At 63.6% G+C, this 16,672-nt stretch carries 12 protein-coding genes; 1 reads left to right on the forward strand and 11 read right to left on the reverse strand.

Features of this window, described 5'->3' with window-relative positions; translation table 11 throughout:
• The first annotated feature begins 19 nt into the window (after window positions 1-19).
• The gene (locus tag NMG80_RS05250) at window positions 20-2,344 is read left to right on the forward strand and encodes a PAS domain-containing sensor histidine kinase (RefSeq protein ID WP_254017163.1); all 2,325 of its coding nucleotides are present in this window, start codon (window positions 20-22) and stop codon (window positions 2,342-2,344) included.
• 100 nt (window positions 2,345-2,444) lie between these two features.
• Here the strand turns inward: NMG80_RS05250 and NMG80_RS05255 are convergent, their stop codons facing one another.
• From NMG80_RS05255 to NMG80_RS05305, 11 genes are all read right to left on the reverse strand, one after another.
• Window positions 2,445-5,402, reverse strand: a complete 2,958-nt coding sequence (locus NMG80_RS05255; RefSeq protein ID WP_254017164.1) for a bifunctional [glutamine synthetase] adenylyltransferase/[glutamine synthetase]-adenylyl-L-tyrosine phosphorylase — start codon at window positions 5,400-5,402, stop codon at window positions 2,445-2,447.
• Window positions 5,402-6,871: a sensor histidine kinase gene (locus NMG80_RS05260; protein ID WP_254017165.1), complete on the reverse strand. Its 1,470-nt coding sequence runs from the start codon at window positions 6,869-6,871 to the stop codon at window positions 5,402-5,404. The genes NMG80_RS05255 and NMG80_RS05260 overlap by 1 nt, the downstream gene beginning before the upstream one ends.
• A 1-nt stretch (window position 6,872) precedes the next feature.
• The gene (locus NMG80_RS05265; RefSeq protein WP_023800810.1) at window positions 6,873-7,547 is read right to left on the reverse strand and encodes a response regulator transcription factor; all 675 of its coding nucleotides are present in this window, start codon (window positions 7,545-7,547) and stop codon (window positions 6,873-6,875) included.
• Between the two features lie 326 nt (window positions 7,548-7,873).
• Entirely contained in the window at window positions 7,874-9,403 is a 1,530-nt protein-coding gene (locus NMG80_RS05270) for a Do family serine endopeptidase (RefSeq protein WP_254017166.1), read from the reverse strand.
• Window positions 9,404-9,533: 130 nt separating this feature from the next.
• Complete coding sequence (locus NMG80_RS05275) at window positions 9,534-10,001, reverse strand: cytochrome c-type biogenesis protein (protein WP_254017167.1); 468 nt, start codon at window positions 9,999-10,001, stop codon at window positions 9,534-9,536.
• Entirely contained in the window at window positions 9,998-11,989 is a 1,992-nt protein-coding gene (locus tag NMG80_RS05280; protein WP_254017168.1) for a heme lyase CcmF/NrfE family subunit, read from the reverse strand. Before NMG80_RS05280 ends, NMG80_RS05275 begins: the two co-directional genes overlap by 4 nt.
• 77 nt (window positions 11,990-12,066) lie before the next feature.
• Complete coding sequence (ccmE, locus tag NMG80_RS05285) at window positions 12,067-12,510, reverse strand: cytochrome c maturation protein CcmE (RefSeq protein WP_254017169.1); 444 nt, start codon at window positions 12,508-12,510, stop codon at window positions 12,067-12,069.
• A gap of 3 nt (window positions 12,511-12,513) precedes the next feature.
• On the reverse strand, window positions 12,514-13,647 hold the full coding sequence (gene ccmI, locus NMG80_RS05290; RefSeq protein ID WP_254017170.1) for a c-type cytochrome biogenesis protein CcmI: 1,134 nt from the start codon (window positions 13,645-13,647) through the stop codon (window positions 12,514-12,516).
• A 245-nt stretch (window positions 13,648-13,892) separates the two neighbouring features.
• On the reverse strand, window positions 13,893-14,333 hold the full coding sequence (locus NMG80_RS05295) for an RT0821/Lpp0805 family surface protein (RefSeq protein WP_254017171.1): 441 nt from the start codon (window positions 14,331-14,333) through the stop codon (window positions 13,893-13,895).
• 177 nt (window positions 14,334-14,510) lie between these two features.
• Window positions 14,511-15,980, reverse strand: a complete 1,470-nt coding sequence (locus NMG80_RS05300; protein WP_301942692.1) for an ATP-binding protein — start codon at window positions 15,978-15,980, stop codon at window positions 14,511-14,513.
• The gene (locus NMG80_RS05305; RefSeq protein WP_023800820.1) at window positions 15,964-16,629 is read right to left on the reverse strand and encodes a response regulator transcription factor; all 666 of its coding nucleotides are present in this window, start codon (window positions 16,627-16,629) and stop codon (window positions 15,964-15,966) included. The genes NMG80_RS05300 and NMG80_RS05305 overlap by 17 nt, the downstream gene beginning before the upstream one ends.
• Window positions 16,630-16,672 lie beyond the last annotated feature (43 nt).

The raw sequence follows: 16,672 nt of genomic DNA on the forward strand, positions 1-16,672 counted from the left end.
GTATCGGGGAGAGCCATTTATGGCCAAGGCGGACGCGTGGGGCGCGCCCGGAGGCACGGGTTTTGAGCGTGAGGCGGGAAGCGACGGTCTCGCCGGCAACGCTCGGCTCATCGCCGAACCCGCCTACCGACGGCTCCTGGCAGCCGAGCCATTGCTGCGCCGATCGATACCGGCCCTCATCATCATTTTCCTGCTTGTCATCGCGGCGCTGCGGTTCCTGTCGCTGATGCACGAGCGCGACGACGTGGAACGCGACGCCAAGGCGATCCTCTCGCTCGCGGCGGGCCAATTGGCCAGTTCGATTAGCGTCGATGCGAGCACGGCCTCGACGCCTGGCGCGACGCAGGACCTGTTGGAGGGCATCAGCCGTCAGGGCGCCATGGGCCGAAGCCACGTGCTTGCGGTCACCGACAGCGCGTTCAAGATCGTTGCCGTGACACCGCAATCGACGGGCTGGGAAGGGCGGTCGCTCGACGCCATCGCCCAGGGCGGTCAACCGCTGTTCATGTTCGGCGATCGCGCCGGGGTGATGGAGGTCAGCATCGGCGGCCAGGACTGGTTTGCCGCGGTGAGCCTGGCAAATGGCAGGAATGGTGCTGCCGCAGCGCTCGTTCCGCAGGATGCGGTCTTCGACACGTGGCGCAAAACCGTTTCGCTCAACGTCACGCTGTTCGTGCTGACGGCCGGCGTGCTGATCATCATTCTCTATGCCTATTTCGGCCAGGCGGCGCGCGCCCAGGCCGCCGACCGCATCTATCTCGAAGCGCACCAGCGCATCGACATGGCGCTGGTGCGCGGCCGCTGCGGCCTGTGGGACTGGGACATGGTGCGCGGCAAAATGTACTGGTCGCGTTCGATGTACGACATGCTGGGCTATGAGCCCTGCGACACGATGCTGTCGTTCGGCGAGGTCGACGGGATCATCCATCCCGACGACGGCGACCTGTTCCAACTCGCCAACAGGATCGTCGCACGCGAGATCGACCATATCGACCAGGTGTTCCGGATGCGCCACGCCGACGGACAATGGGTATGGATGCGCGCAAGGGCGCAGGTGATCGACCCGGAAGCGCCGGAGATCCAGCTGATCGGCATCGCCGTCGACGTCACCGAGCAGCGGCACCTGGCGCTACGCTCCGAGGCCGCGGATCTTCGCCTGCGAACGGCCATCGAAAACATCAACGAATCCTTCGTGCTCTGGGATTCGGCCCAGCGCCTGATCATGTGCAATTCCAAGTACCAGCAGGACAACGGCCTGTCGGATCGCGACGTGATGCCGGGCGCCTCGCGCGCCGTTCTCGAAGATCGCATGCTTGCCTTCGCCTCGGAGCGCCGGCTTGCCAACACCAACGGGCAGCAAGGCGGCGTGACCTTCGAGCGGCAGCTTGCCGATGGCCGCTGGCTGCAGGTGAACGAGCTGCGGACCAGGGACGGCGGCACCGTCTCGGTCGGCTCCGACATCACCCAGATCAAGCTGCACCAGGAGAAGCTGGTCGACAGCGAGCGCCGGCTGATGGCGACGATCCATGACCTCAGCCTTGCCCGCCGGGCAGAGGAAGAACGCTCGCGCGAACTGGTCGAGCTCAATCACAAATACATGAAGGAAACCGAGCGAGCTGAGGCCGCGAACCGGGCCAAATCCGAGTTTCTGGCCAACATGTCGCATGAATTGCGCACGCCGCTCAACGCGATCATCGGCTTCTCCGAGCTGATGGAACAGGCGCTGTTCGGGCCCTTGGGTTCGCCGCGCTACGAGGAATATGCCACCGACATCAACGGCAGCGGCAAGTATCTTCTGGGCGTCATCAACGACATCCTCGACATGTCAAAGATCGAGGCCGGCCAGTTCTCGATGGATCAGGAGGAAATCGACCTCTGCCCGCTGATGCGGGAAACGGTGCGCGTCATCTCGCTGCAGGCGGCGGAAAAGTCGATCACCGTCGAAACACGCATCCCCGATTCACTGACGCTGTTCGCCGACCGCCGGGCGATCAAGCAGATCATCATCAACCTGCTGTCAAATGCGGTGAAGTTCACCGGACAGGGCGGCCGCATTGCGGTAAGGGCCCGCAACACGTCCAGCGCTCTGGTCCTGACGATCGAAGACAATGGCTGCGGCATCCCGAAGGAGGCGCTGAGCAAGCTCGGGCGGCCGTTCGAACAGGTGCAGAACCAGTTTTCCAAGAGCCATGCCGGTTCCGGCCTTGGCCTTGCCATCTCACGCTCGTTGGCCGAGCTTCAGGGCGGCGCCTTGAAAATCCGCTCCACCGAAGGCACCGGCACGATCGTGTCGGTGCGCATTCCGACCAGGAAGCCGACGCAGCTGGTCAGAGCCGCCGCATGACTAGTGAATAGTGAATATCAGTAGTCAGTAGTGAATATCTAATTCCATTCACCATTCACCATTCACTACTCACTACTCACCATTCACTACTCACTACTCACTACTCCTTCGCACGAAGCAAAAGGTCGAAATCCTTCCTGACCTTTTTCGACGTCTCCTTGAGGTGCGCTTCCAGCACGCCGAAATCCGGCAGGTCGGTGACCGCCAGAAGCAGATCCGAAAGCCCCGGCGGAACGTCGTCCCGTTCGAATGCGCCGGTGAGGCAGAGCCGCGTCATCTGGGTCAGCGCCAGATAGAGCGTATAGGCACCGCAAAGCTCCTGCCTGACCTGCGCCTCGGCGAAATCTGGCGCCAGCCTCGACAGCACGTCCGCTGTCCCGGTGACCCGGCGGCCGGCTTCGACCTTTCGCGTTATCACCGCCACCTGCGCGATGAATTCGAGATCGATGAGACCACCCGGGATCAGCTTGATGTCCCAGAGATCGCGCGGCGGCTTCTCCTTCTCGATCATCGCGCGCATCTCGGCCGCCTCGGCGATCACCTTGGCGCTGTCGCGCGGCAGGGCAAGCACCTGTGCCACTTCAGCCTCAACCTCGGCGCATAGCGCTTGATCGCCGCCGATCGCGCGGGCCCTTGACAGCGCCATATGCTCCCAGGTCCACGCGTCCCGGCGCTGGTACTTCTTGAAAGCATCAACATGGGTCGCCACCGGCCCCTTGTTGCCGGACGGCCGCAAGCGAAGGTCGAGTTCGTAGAGAACGCCCTCGGCGGTCGGCGCGGACACCGCAGCGATCAGCCGCTGCGTCATCCTGGCGTAATAGTGAGACGGGGCGAGCGGCTTGCCGCCATCGGATTCTTCGGCATCGGCGTCGTGATCATAAAGCAGGATGAGGTCGACATCTGAGCCGGCCGTCAATTCGCGGCTGCCGAGCTTGCCCATGCCGAGCAGCGCAACCGTGCCGCCGGCGATGCGACCGTGGCGTAGCGCGAACTCGGCGATGACCGCCTGCAGCGCCGCGCCGATGGTGAGATCGGCCAGATCGGAAAAGGCACGGCCGGCGCGGGCCGGATCGATCGAGCCGGCAAGCAGCCTGACGCCGATCAGGAATTTTTGCTCGGACGCAAAGATGCGCAAGCGGTCGAGCACGTCCTCATAGGCCCTGTCGCCCTCGAGGAACGCCGAAAGACGGCCGGACAGATAGGCGCGGTCCGGCAGTTCGGTCAAAAGGGCCGGATCAAGCAGGCCGTCAAACACGTGCGGGCGGCGTGTGATGATGGCGGCCAGCCGGGGCGCTGCGCCCATGATGGTCGCCAGCAGCTTCAGCAGAGCTGGATTGGAGTTGAGCAGCGAGAAGAGCTGAATGCCGGCGGGCAGACCGGCAAGGAATTCGTCGAAGCGTATCAACGCCTCGTCCGCCCGGCGCGTCTGGCCGAAGGATTGCAGCAGCGCCGGCGTCAGTTCGGTCAACCGCTCGCGCGCCTCGGCCGACTGAGTGACGCGATAACGGCCGAAATGCCAGCCGCGGATGACGCGGCAGATGTCGCTCGCCCGCTGGAATCCCAATCTCTGCAGGGTCTGCAATGTATCGGGGTCGTCTACATCGCCGGTAAAGACCAGATTGCCGATGCCCGCCGAAAGCTCGGGCGCGGTCTCGAAAAGCGCTGCGTAGTGGCGTTCGACCTGATGGAGTGCGGCGCGGAACGCCTCGGCAAAGGTCGCCGCATCGGTAAAACCGAGCATGCGGGCAATGCGTTCGAGCCCTTCGTCATCTTCCGGCAGTATATGGATCTGCTCGTCGGCGACCATCTGGACGGCGTGCTCGACGCGGCGCAGGAGCCAGTACTGCCTTGTGAGCGTATCGCGCGCATCGGCCGTGATCCAGCCGCGTGCCGCAAGCTGGCCAAGCATCGGCACCGTCTCGCGGCCGCGCAGTTCGGAGAAGCGGCCGCCGGCGATGAGCTGCTGGGTCTGGACGAAGAACTCGATCTCGCGGATGCCGCCGCGTCCGAGCTTGACGTTGTGGCCCTTCACCGCGATCTCGCCAAGACCCTTGTGTGCGTGGATCTGGCGCTTGATCGAATGGACGTCGGCGATCGCCGCATAGTCCATGTATTTGCGCCAGATGTAGGGCTGGAGGTCCTTCAGGAACGCCGTGCCGGCGGCGACATCGCCGGCCACCGGACGCGCCTTGATCATCGCGGCCCTCTCCCAGTTCTGGCCCCGCGCCTCGTAGTAGCGCAGCGCTGCCTCGACCGGGATCGCCAGCGGCGTCGAACCGGGGTCGGGACGAAGCCTGAGGTCGGTGCGGAAAACATAGCCGTGTTCGGTGCGGTCCTGGAGAATGCGGACCAGCCGGCGCGTCAGGCGCGAAAACAGCTCCGTCGCATCGAGCGGATCGACGACTGCTGGCGCTTGCGGGTCAAAGAAAACGACGAGGTCGATGTCGGAAGAGAAGTTCAATTCATGCGCGCCAAGCTTGCCCATGCCGAGTAGGATCCAGCCCGACCGGCGCGCCGGATCCTCAAGGTCCGGCAGTTTGAGCTTGCCTTGTCCGTGCGCGTCGCGAAGCAGGAAATCGACAGCAGCGCGGGTGCAGGCGTCGGCAAGATCGCTCAGCCGCCGTACTGTGATTGCTGTTTCGGCCTCGCCCGCAAGATCGGCCAGCGCGATCAGAACATGCGCTTCCGCTTTCCATTGCCGCAGTTCCATCATCAGGCTGCTTTCGGCCATGATTTCCGACCGCGCGGCCTTGTCGATCGCGGCGCCGATCGATGCCAGCCGGGCCTCGACGTTCTCATCTAAAAGCGCATCCAGGATCTGCGGGCGGCGGCGCACCGTATCGCGCAGGAACGGCGACAGGTCGAAAACTGCCGCGAGGAACTCCTGGACGGCGCCCTTGCCGGCCAGGAATTTCGCCAGCCGGGCAAACCCCTTTTCCTGCGCTGCGTAAGCGATCTCCGACAATTCCCGCCGGGCTCGGTTCTGATCCAGAGGCACGAGCTTTGCCGCCGGCTTTAGAAGCCAGTTGGTGTGTTCCGCAGCCGCCTTCACCGCCATCAGCGATCCTCCCGTACGGGAAAACTCATGACCACCGACAATCCAGGATTGCCGGGCAGGAGATCAAGCCGCCCGTTGTGGAATGTCATGATCGCCTTGGCGAGGCTGAGGCCGAGACCGGAACCCGGCTGCGAGCGGCTCTTCTCCAGCCGCACGAATCGCTCGGTCGCCCTGGCGCGATCGGCATCGTCGGGAATGCCCTGGCCGTTGTCTGTGACGGAAAGCCTGATTTCGCTGCCGACGCGATCGAGCGCCACGCGGACCGTCGGCTTGGCTGTCGAGTCGATTGAATATTTGATTGCGTTGTCGACGATGTTCGATAGCGCCTGACCAATCAGCTCGCGATTGCCTTCAACGGCGAAGCCATCCTGCACCGAGGTCTCGAGTGTCACTCCCGCCTCCTCCGCCACCGGCTCGTAGAGCTCGACGACATCGCGCACGGAAGCAGCCAGATCGACCCGGCTGGTGCTTTCTGAGGAATAGCCCGCCTCCAGCCTTGAGATCATCAGGATGGCGTTGAAGGTCTTTATCAGCTGGTCGGACTCGGCGATGGTCGCTTCCAGCGCCTGCCGGTAGTCGGTGGGGGTGTGCTTGCCGGAGAGGGTCGCCTCGGCGCGGTTGCGCAGCCGGGTCAGCGGCGTCTTCAGATCGTGGGCGATGTTGTCGGAGACCTGCTTCAGCCCTTCGTTCAGCGTGGCGATCCTGGCCAGCATGGAATTGAGATTTTCGGAGAGCCGATCGAACTCGTCGCCGGCCCCGGTGACCGGCAGCCGGCCGGAAAGGTCGCCGCCCATGATCCGGCGACTGGCCTGCGACACCGAGTCGATGCGCTTCAGCGCCGCGCGGCCGACGAAGAACCAGATCAAAATTCCGCCAAGCGCCATCATGCCGAGCGCCAGCGTCAAGGCGCGGCGGATGACGGCGCGGAACCGCTCAGGCTCGCCGAGATCGCGACCGACCAGCATGATCATCTGATTCGGCAGGCGCAGCACCAAGGCAATGGCGTTGTGGCCCTTCTCACCTTCGACCTGGACTTCGCTCTGGCTGGATTCGTTCGGGTCGGCGATCGCGTTGCGTTGCCGTTCGAGCTCGCCCTCGCCGAAGCGCCGGTAGGAAAACGGCTCCGTCGTCCAGCCCTCGGCCTCGAGAACGCCGGGCTCCAGGCTCTGCACGTTTCCGGTCAGGATCTGGCCGTTGGCGTCGGCGATCAAATAGAGATTGGCGCCGGGCTGGCGGGAGCGCTGCTCGACCACGCGGACCAGCAGCGGCAAGCCGCCGCGCTGATAGACCCGGGCGAGGCCGAGCACCTCGTCGTTGATGGTCTCCTGCGTCTGGCCGGTCAGCATGCGCGCCGACAGGGAGGTCATGTAGAAGACGAGCAGCACCGCACAGATGGCGAACAGCAGGAGATAGAGCGCCGAAAGCCGCGCTGCCGTCGTCTTCATGATGGCCGGCATGGAAAGAGCCATGCTAGCCGCTCTTGAGCATATAGCCGGCGCCACGAACCGTGTGCAGGATCGGCTTGTCGAAGCCTTTTTCGATCTTGCCGCGCAGCCGCGAGACGTGAACGTCGATGACGTTGGTCTGCGGATCGAAATGATAGTCCCAGACATTTTCCAGCAGCATGGTGCGCGTCACCACCTGGCCGGCATGGCGCATCAGATATTCGAGCAGGCGGAATTCGCGCGGCTGCAGCGTAATCTCGCGGGCCGCGCGCCGCACCGAATGCGACAGCCTGTCGAGTTCGAGATCGCCGACCCGGTAGACGGTTTCGGCCTCCCTGGCGCTGGCGCGGCGGTTCAGCACCTCGACCCGGGCCAGAAGCTCGGAAAAGGCATAGGGCTTGGTCAGATAGTCGTCGCCGCCGGCGCGCAAGCCGGTGACCCGGTCGTCGACTTCGCCGAGCGCCGACAGGATCAGCACCGGGGTAGTCTTGCCTCGGGATCTCAGACCGGCGATGACCGACAGGCCGTCGCGGCGCGGCAACATGCGGTCGACGACCATCACGTCATAGTCGCCAGAGTCAGCGAGCGCGAAACCGGTTTCGCCGTCGCCGGCGACATGGGCGGTATGCCCGGCCTCGGTAAAGGCTTTCTGGAGGTAATCGGCCGCTTCGCGATCGTCTTCTATGACGAGAATCTTCATAGGACCGTTATACGCGATTTCGCTGGAAGATTGAGTGGCCGGCATATGCATCATGGCCTGGAGGTGTATCGCGAACAAAGTGATTCAAGAACGAGCAGTAAGTCTTTGTTTTGGAATGTTGTTGGACCCGAGCCGCGGCATCCTCGGATTTGGCCGAGATGATTTGTTGTTTGAGCATATCATGCTCTATTCGAGCGGCAGCGGGCGATGGGAGCCCGCTGCCGCTGGGGCGGAACACGATGACTGACTAACGTATTCAAGCCCCGTGCTTTCCCATGCGACGGCTCGGGGTGTTTGAAACCGCCGCATCGGAAAAGTCTGGAACGTCAGCCCTTGGCGACAGGCAGCGCGACGAAACGGTTGCTGTCGTCACGGGTGATCTGCATCAGCACCGCCTTGCGGCCCGACTTCACCGCGTCGGCCATGGCCCTAGCGACGTCGTCGGTGCCATTGACCTCCGTCGAATTGACCGAGGTGATGACGTCGCCGGGCTGGATGCCGCGATCGGCGGCATCGCTGTCGGGATCGACATCGGTCACCACAAGCCCTTTGCCATCGTCGGACCTGGTGACGGTGAGACCGAGATCGGCCAGCGTATCGGCCTTTGGCGGAGCTGAAGGCTGCTGGTCGGCGGAAGCCTGCTTGTCAGTCGAAGGCAGCGTGCCGAGGTCGACCTTGACCGTTTCACTCTTGCCGTCGCGCCACAGCGTGACGTCGACCGGCTTGCCGGGCGGGTAGGCGCCGATCAGACGGGCGAGCTCCTTCGGCGAAGCGACATCCTTGCCGTCCACCTGAGTGATGACGTCACCAACCGATATGCCGGCCCTCTTGCCGGGACCATCGTCCTGGGCGCTGGAAACGAGCGCCCCCTTATCGGACTTCAGCCCGAGCGATTCGGCTATTTCGGAGGTGACCGGCTGGATCTCGACGCCAAGCCAGCCGCGCTGGACGGTGCCGTCCTTCATCAGATCCTGCACGACCTGTTTGGCGGTCGAGGCGGGAATGTCGAAGGCAATGCCGACGCTGCCGCCGGACGGCGAGAAGATCGCGGTGTTGATGCCGACGACCTGGCCGTTGAGGTTGAAGGTCGGGCCGCCCGAATTGCCGCGGTTCACCGAGGCATCGATCTGGATGAAGTCATCATAAGGACCGGCGCCGATGTCGCGACCACGGGCCGAGACAATGCCGGCGGTGACCGTGCCGCCGAGGCCGAACGGATTGCCGACGGCCACGACCCAATCGCCGACGCGAACCTTTGAATCATCGGCGAAGTCGACATAGGTGAACTTGCCGTCGCCTTCGACCTTGAGCACTGCGAGATCGGTGCGCGGATCTGTGCCGACCAACTTGGCGTCGAGTTCCTTGCCGTCATGCATCACCACCGTGAAGGACGAGCCCTCTCCAACGACATGGTTGTTGGTGACGAGGTAGCCATCCTCGGAGATGAAGAAACCGGAACCCTGGGCGACCGGCCGTGGCTGACGGTCACGGTGTCCGAAACGTCGCATTCCATCTCGACCATCCTGATCACCAAAGCCACGGAACTCCCTGAAGAAGCGGCGCAATTGCGGATCATCGGGAAGGTTGCCGAAGGCATCGGGCAGGTCGGAGCCATCGTCGGCGGTCGATTCTATCTTGGCCTTGACGCGGACACTGACAACCGCCGGGGAAACGCGCTCGACCACGTCGGCGAAGCTCGGGACCTGCGGTGCCTCGACACGCACGGCCTCGGCCAGCACCGGGGCGGTCCCGGTGGCAACCGCGCCGAAGCCGATCGCGCCGGCAATGGCCACTGATGCGGCGGCAGCCATCAGTCGTTTGCGGGTGCGGGAATGTGAATTGGGGGCAATTTTCATGGGTCTCGTATCCTCTTTCAAGGGATGCGCTTCGGTCGGCATCCTCGGGCAAGAGAAATAGAGGCGCACACATTACGGCGCCATTTCCGGTGCATGAAACTTTGGTAATGTTTGCGGGCGGCCGCCGTCATCAGTCCCGGTGCAAAATAGTATCCAGCTCCGCCTGTTCCTCGGCGGTCAACGTATTGGTTGCCGTCGAACGGCGCGACCGGGTGGTCAGCACGATAAAAATCCCGCCGGCAAGCAGCAGAAGGACCGGCGTGCCCCAGAGCAACGCGTTGCGCAGGCTGAAGCGCGGCTTCAACAGCACGAACTCGCCGTAGCGGGAAACGATGTAGTCTATCACCTGCCGGTCTGTGTCGCCGGCGACGAGGCGCTGGCGCACCAGCACGCGCAGGTCGCGGGCAAGGTCGGCATCGGATTCGTCGATCGACTGGTTCTGGCAAACCATGCAGCGCAGCTCTTCCGAAAGCGTCCGCGCCCGCGCCTCGAGCGCCGGGTCGGCCAGAACCTCGTCGGGCTTCACCGCAAGTGCGGCGCCGGCAAACAACAGCGTCAGCAGCAGGATCAGGGAGGCCAGTGAAAATCTTGCGGTCATGGCAGGCTCGCGGAAGGCACGGCGCCCGCCGACTTGCGGCGGCGCGACGGTGCGCCGACGCGCAGCCGCCGGTCCATGAGCGACATCGCAGCACCTGCCATCATGACAAGGCCGCCGCCCCAGATCAGCGTCACCAGCGGCTTCCACCACAGCCGCACCACGACGGAGCCGTCGGTCGCCTCGTCGCCAAGCGAGAGGTAGAGCTGGCTGAACCCGATCGTCTTGATACCGGACTCGGTCGTCGTCATCTGCCGGACCGGATAGGAGCGCTTGGACGAGGTGATCATGGCGGTGGTGCTTCCATCGGCGCCGAGCAGGGCGAAGCGGCCACGATCCTCGCTGTAATTTGGCCCCTGGGCCGGATAGAGCCCTTCGAAACGCAGCGTGTGGCCGGACAGTTGCACAGTCTCGCCTGCATGCATCGACAAGATCTTCTCGGTGCCGAAGCAAAGCGTGCCGACGATGCCCAGCGTCGTCAGCCCAAGGCCGAGATGGGCGAGCGCGGTGCCGAAGACCGAACGCGGCAGGCCGGCGAAGCGCCTGAGCATGATGCCGGGCGCGACACTGCCAAAGCCGGACTTGACGGCAATATCGGTGAGCGCGCCGCAGATCAGCCAGAAGGCCAAGCCGACGCCAAGTGCAGCGAACACCGACGCGCCGTCGATGAACAAGGCCGTCACCAGCACGGCCAGAAGCGCTGCGGCGAAGGCCGCCATCAGCCGCTGGGCGACGGCGAAAATGTCGCCGCGCTTCCAGGCCAGAAGCGGCCCGAACGGAACCACGACCAGAAGCGGCACCATCAGCGGGCCGAATGTCAGGTTGAAGAATGGCGCGCCGACCGAAATCTTGTCGGCTGAAACGGCCTCGACGACCAGCGGATACAGCGTGCCGATCAGCACAGTGGCGGTGGCCGTGGTCAGGAACAGGTTGTTGAGGACCAGCGCCCCTTCGCGCGAGACCGGATGAAACAGGCCGCCGGCCGTCAACCTCGAGGCGCGAAAGGCGAACAACGCCAGTGATCCGCCGATGAACAGTGTCAGGATGCAGAGAATGAACACGCCGCGCGTCGGATCGGTGGCGAAGGCGTGGACGGAGGTGAGCACGCCGGAGCGCACCAGGAAGGTGCCGAGCAGCGACAGCGAGAAGGTCAGGATCGCCAGCAACAGCGTCCAGATCTTCAGGGCCGAGCGCTTTTCCATGACGATCGCCGAATGGAGCAGCGCCGTGCCGGCCAGCCAAGGCATGAACGAAGCGTTCTCGACCGGATCCCAGAACCAGAAACCGCCCCAGCCAAGTTCGTAATAGGCCCAGTAGGAACCCATGGCAATGCCGCCGGTCAGGAACATCCAGGCGACCAGCGTCCATGGCCGCACCCAGCGCGCCCAGGACGCGTCGATGCGGCCTTCGATGAGGGCGGCGACCGAGAAGGAAAAGCAGATCGAGAACCCGACATAGCCGAGATAGAGCAGCGGCGGATGGATGGCGAGGCCGAGATCCTGCAGGATCGGGTTGAGATCGCGGCCCTCGATCGGCGCCGGGTTGAGCCTGGCGAACGGATTGGACGTCGCCAGGATGAACAGCAAGAAGGTGGCGCCGATCGCGCCTTGCACCGCCAGCACGTTGGCTCGAAGGGTCGCGGGAAGATTGCTGCCGAAAGCAGCGACGAGCGCCCCGAAGAAGGTCAGGATCAGCACCCAGAGCAGCATCGAGCCCTCGTGATTGCCCCAAGTGCCGGTGATCTTGTAGATCAGCGGCTGCAGCGAATGCGAGTTGTCCCAGACGTTGGCCACCGAAAAGTCGGACGTCGCATAGGCCGTTGCCAGCGCCGCGAAGGAGAGAGCGGTCAAGGCAAAGCCGGTCACCGCGACCGGACCGCCGACGGCCATCATCTTCTGGTTGTTGATGCGCGCCCCGAACAGCGGCACCAGCGTCTGCACCAAAGACAGCGCGAACGCCAGGACCAGTGCGAAATGTCCGGTTTCAACCATTGTGTCCAAGCCCGCCAGGTTTTTGTTTTGTCGAAGGGTCTTGCCGCAAAACCGTGGGACACTTTTGCGGAACCTGCTTAGTCACTTTTGCTCTCCTGCCACACGCCCTTGGATTTGAGGCCGTCGGCCACCTCCTTGGGCATGTAGTTCTCGTCGTGCTTGGCCAGCACGCTGTCGGCGACGAAGACGCCGTCCGGCCGAAACGCGCCTTCAGTGATGACGCCCTGCTCCTCGCGGAAAAGGTCGGGAAGAATGCCGGTGTAGGTGACCTTGACCTGCTTCTGGTTGTCGGTCACCGAAAAAGCGACGGTTGTCCCCTGACCGCGCTCGATCGTGCCTTTTTCGACGAGGCCGCCGAGCCTGATACGCTGCCCGGGCTGCAGGCTGGCGGTGGTCAGATCGGCGGGCATGTAGAAGTAGGAGGCCTTCTGGCCGAGCGCGTAGAAGGTCAGGCCGGTGGCGGCACCGAGGAAGGCCAACCCTCCGGCGATCACCGACAGTCTCTTCTGCTTGCGCGTCATTCTTTACTCCGTCGCCGTCAGGCCAAGCGAGACGGCAAAGGCGGTGAATTTCTTTGCTTCGTCACTATCGGAGCCAAAAACGGCGATACCGCGATTGAGCGCGTCGCGCGCCTGATCGGCCTTTCCCAGCACGACATAGGAACGAATAAGCTGCATCCATCCTTCCGCATCGCGCGGATTTTGCCGCAGTTTTTCATCAAGCCTCGCAACCATGGTGTTGATCATCGCTTCCCTATCCTGCGGCGACATCGACGAGGCGGCATCGACATCCCCGGCGTCCGGGCCTTTTGCAGGGTCTCCCGAAGCGACGCTTCGCCTGGCGGATTCGGCCAGTGCCTGCTCGACGGCGCCGCGCCAGGCTGAGTCCTGCGGCAAGGCCGCGAGCATTTTCTGCCAGCCAGCCGTCGCCTCCTCAATACGGCCTTCCTGCGCCATGCCCATCGCCAGATAAAAGCTGGCCTTCGGATTTGCCGGATCGAGTTTCAGCGCCGCCTCGAAGGCGGCCTGAGCGTCGGCCGAGACAATGCCGCCCGCTGCGCTGGCGATCGCCTCGCCGAGGCCGGCCTGGCGGGCTGCGCTGTCGCCGTCGAGGCGAATGGCGTTGCGGTAGGCTGTCACCGCGTCGGAGAACCGCTGCATGCGCAGATAGATTGGCGCCAGGACATCCCAACCCCTGCCGTCGGACGGGTTGGCGGCAAGATGGGCCTCGGCACGTGCAACCAGTTCGTCCACCGAACTGTCGGCGGGATTCTTGGCCAGTCGCTCGCTGAGCGGCTGCGACGGCAGATCGGGCGAGCCGAGTTGGCTGTACAAGCCCCAACTGACCAGCGGAACCGCCAGGACAGCGGCCGTCGCAACCAGCCTGGTCGCCATCGACGGCTGCCGAGCCGCTGCTTTGTCAGCGGCATTGTCGAGGCGAAGGATGCGGCGGGCGATCTCCGCACGCGCCTCTTCGGCCTCCGCCGGCTGGATCAGGCCACGCGCCACGTCGCGGTCAAGCTCGGACAGCTGGTCGCGATAGACTTCAAGGTCATGATCGCTGCTCGCCGAACCACCCTTCGGGCCGCCGGCCAGCGGCAGCAGAACCGCCAGGCTTGCACCCAGCGTGAGAATGGCAGCTATGACCCAGAACAGCATGCTTCTTCCAATAACGGCAGAGCCCTGCCCTGCCAACACAGGCGTCCTGCGACGCTTTGACGGCAGATGCGTCGCATGTCCTTGATTGATGTCAACCGGACCTAAAGCGCGTCGCGTTCGACCGGCGTAATGCGACGCGCTTCAGGTTGTTGTTTTCATGCCTGTCGTTGTCGCAAAACCGCTGCACACCCTCGGTTCAAGCCCGAGGGCATGCTTTTGCGCGACATGCATTATCCGGCCGGTCGTCACGTCAGCGGCGTCCAGCTGCCATCGGCGTTGCGGCAAGCGGTTCCGCGCGCGGCAGCGCCGGCGGCGCCGGTAAAGACCGTATGGGTGTATTGTCGGCAGTCCTGCGAGCCGACACGATAGGGCTGGGCGGGCACGACTTCACCGTAATGCGCCGACCGATCGCTCTTCCACGTCACCTTCTGGCCGCTCGCCGTGTACTCGAGCGCCTTGTATTCCGCCTCCAGCGCCTTGCGTTTTTCGGGATCGCTCAAGCCGGTACCGATCGATCCGCTGACGAGGCCGCCCCCCATGGCGGAAATGACCGTCGTCGCGATCTTGCCGTCGCTTGGTGGCGTTGCGGCCGGCTGCGGCGCCACCGTGGGGCCAGGGCTGTTGCGCAGCGTCGTGCAGCCCGAAACGGCCAGCAGTGCGGAAACGAGCGCTACGCGAATCTTCATGCCAACAACCGGTTTTCTTGAGTTAAAGCTGGGGCCGCGCCATCGGGAAGTCGGCGTGGCCATAGTGTCGATGTTTGTCGGAAATTTGGCCGCGGCAGACGGCTCCGGGACCAGTCGACATGCCGCAATATCACGCACCGTCGATCAATGTCGACTGGCCCAGCAAAAAGCATAAGTCTAGTGAAGGCTCCGCAATCGAACCACCGCCTTCAACCCGCCCATACTGGACCGTTCCAGAGCCAGAACGCCTCCATACTCGTTGACGAGGTCGGCGACAATGGCAAGTCCAAGCCCGGTCCCCGGCTTTGTCTCGTCGAGACGCCGTCCGCGCTTCAGCGCCTCGCGTGCCTTGTCTTCTGGAATGCCCGGGCCGTCATCCTCGATGCTGATCTCGAACAGATTGACAGCACCCTCCTTGCCGGCGCCACTCTTCTTGCCGGAGCCAGTCTTGTTGCCGGAGATTGGCGCCACCGATACCGCGACCGCGCTCTTTGCCCATTTCATGGCGTTGTCGAGCAAATTGCCAAGCAATTCTTCCAGATCCTCGCGTTCGCCGGCAAAGACGATATCGACCGCCGGCAGCGAAAGCGAGAGAGCGGTCTGCGGATTGAGTTTTTGCAGCACGCGCACCATGCGCTGGACCAGCGGCGCCACCGGCGTGCGGTAGACGACGCTGTCTCGTTGCGCCGCAACGCGGGCGCGCTGCAGATAATGATCAACCTGCTTCTGCATAGAGACGGCCTGCTCGGCTATGAGCTGGCCCTTGGCGCCGCCGAGCGCCCGTCCCTCGTTGATCAGCACCGCCAGCGGCGTCTTCAGTGAATGGGCGAGGTTGCCGACCTGCGTTCGCGAGCGCTCGACGATACGCCTGTTGTTTTCGATCAACGCGTTGGTCTCGTCGGCGAGCGGCTCGATCTCGGCAGGGAAGCGACCGTCGAGCTTTTGCGCGGTTCCTTCGCGCACCATGGCGAGAGCGTCCCTGACCCGGCGCAATGGCTGCAGGCCCAACAGGATCGCGATGGCGTTGATGGCGATCATGCCAACGCCGAACAGGGAAAGATAGGTCAGCAGGCGACGCTGAAAGGCGCTTATCTCCTGCTCGAGCTCGGTCCGGTTGCCCATGACGCGGAAGCGCGCGGCGCGATTTTTCGCGTCGAGAACGAATTCGCTCTCGAACACTTCCAGTTCCTCGCCATCGATGCCTTCTGTCGCATAGCTGCGCTGGAAGCTGGCATTGAAAGGAACCTCGGCGACACTTGGCGACAGGATCGCCTTGGTCATCGAGGAGGAGTGCAACTCACCGCTCACGCCTTCCGACGCAGGCTCGACCGACCAGTACCAGCCGGAATTCGGCTCCGAGAACCGAAGGTCGCCCAGGTCGGGAGCGCCGGTCAGCGAACCGCCTTCGGACACCCCGACCGAGCCGATCAGATTGAACAGATGCGCCGACAACAGGCTGTCGAAACCGCGCTCGCTCGCCTGGCGATAGAGGGTGGTGATCAGCGTGAAGATGACAATCAGGGTGAGTATCGCCCAGACCGTGGAAAAGGCGATCACCCGGAACGCTAGCGAACGCGGCCCGAACCGCAGTGAAAGCGGCGTCCTTGCAGTCTGTTTGAGCGGTTCCGCCTTACGCCTCCGGCTCACGCATTCGATAGCCCATGCCGCGAACGGTTTCTATCATGTCGATGCCCATCTTCTTGCGAAGCCGCCCGACAAAGACCTCGATTGTGTTGGAATCGCGGTCGAAATCCTGATCGTAAAGGTGCTCGACCAACTCGGTTCGGGACACGACCTCGCCCATATGGTGCATCAAATAGGCAAGCAGGCGAAATTCGTGCGACGTCAGCTTCAACGGCACGCCGTCGACATCGGCCTTGGAGGCTTTGGTGTCGAGCCGCAGCGGCCCGCAGGTCAGCTCCGACGACGCATGGCCGGCCGCGCGCCGGATGAGCGCTCGGACCCTGGCCAGCACCTCTTCGATGTGGAACGGCTTGGTGACATAATCGTCGGCGCCGGCATCGATCCCGGATACCTTGTCGCTCCAGCGATCGCGCGCCGTCAGAATCAGGACCGGCATCTTGCGGCCACCGCGCCGCCAGCGTTCGACCACGCTGATGCCGTCCATCTGCGGCAAGCCGATGTCGAGCACCACGGCGTCATAGGGTTCGGTGTCGCCGAGGAAATGCCCTTCCTCACCGTCGAAAGCCCGGTCGACAACATAGCCGGCATCGACCAGCGCGTCTGATATCTGCCGGTTCAGATCCTTATCATCTTCGACAACGAGTACGCGCATGCGGAGATCATACCTGTTGAAGAATCGGCCTGTTGGAGAATAG

It is taken from the genome of Mesorhizobium escarrei (assembly GCF_935825525.1).
Classification (GTDB): domain Bacteria; phylum Pseudomonadota; class Alphaproteobacteria; order Rhizobiales; family Rhizobiaceae; genus Mesorhizobium; species Mesorhizobium escarrei.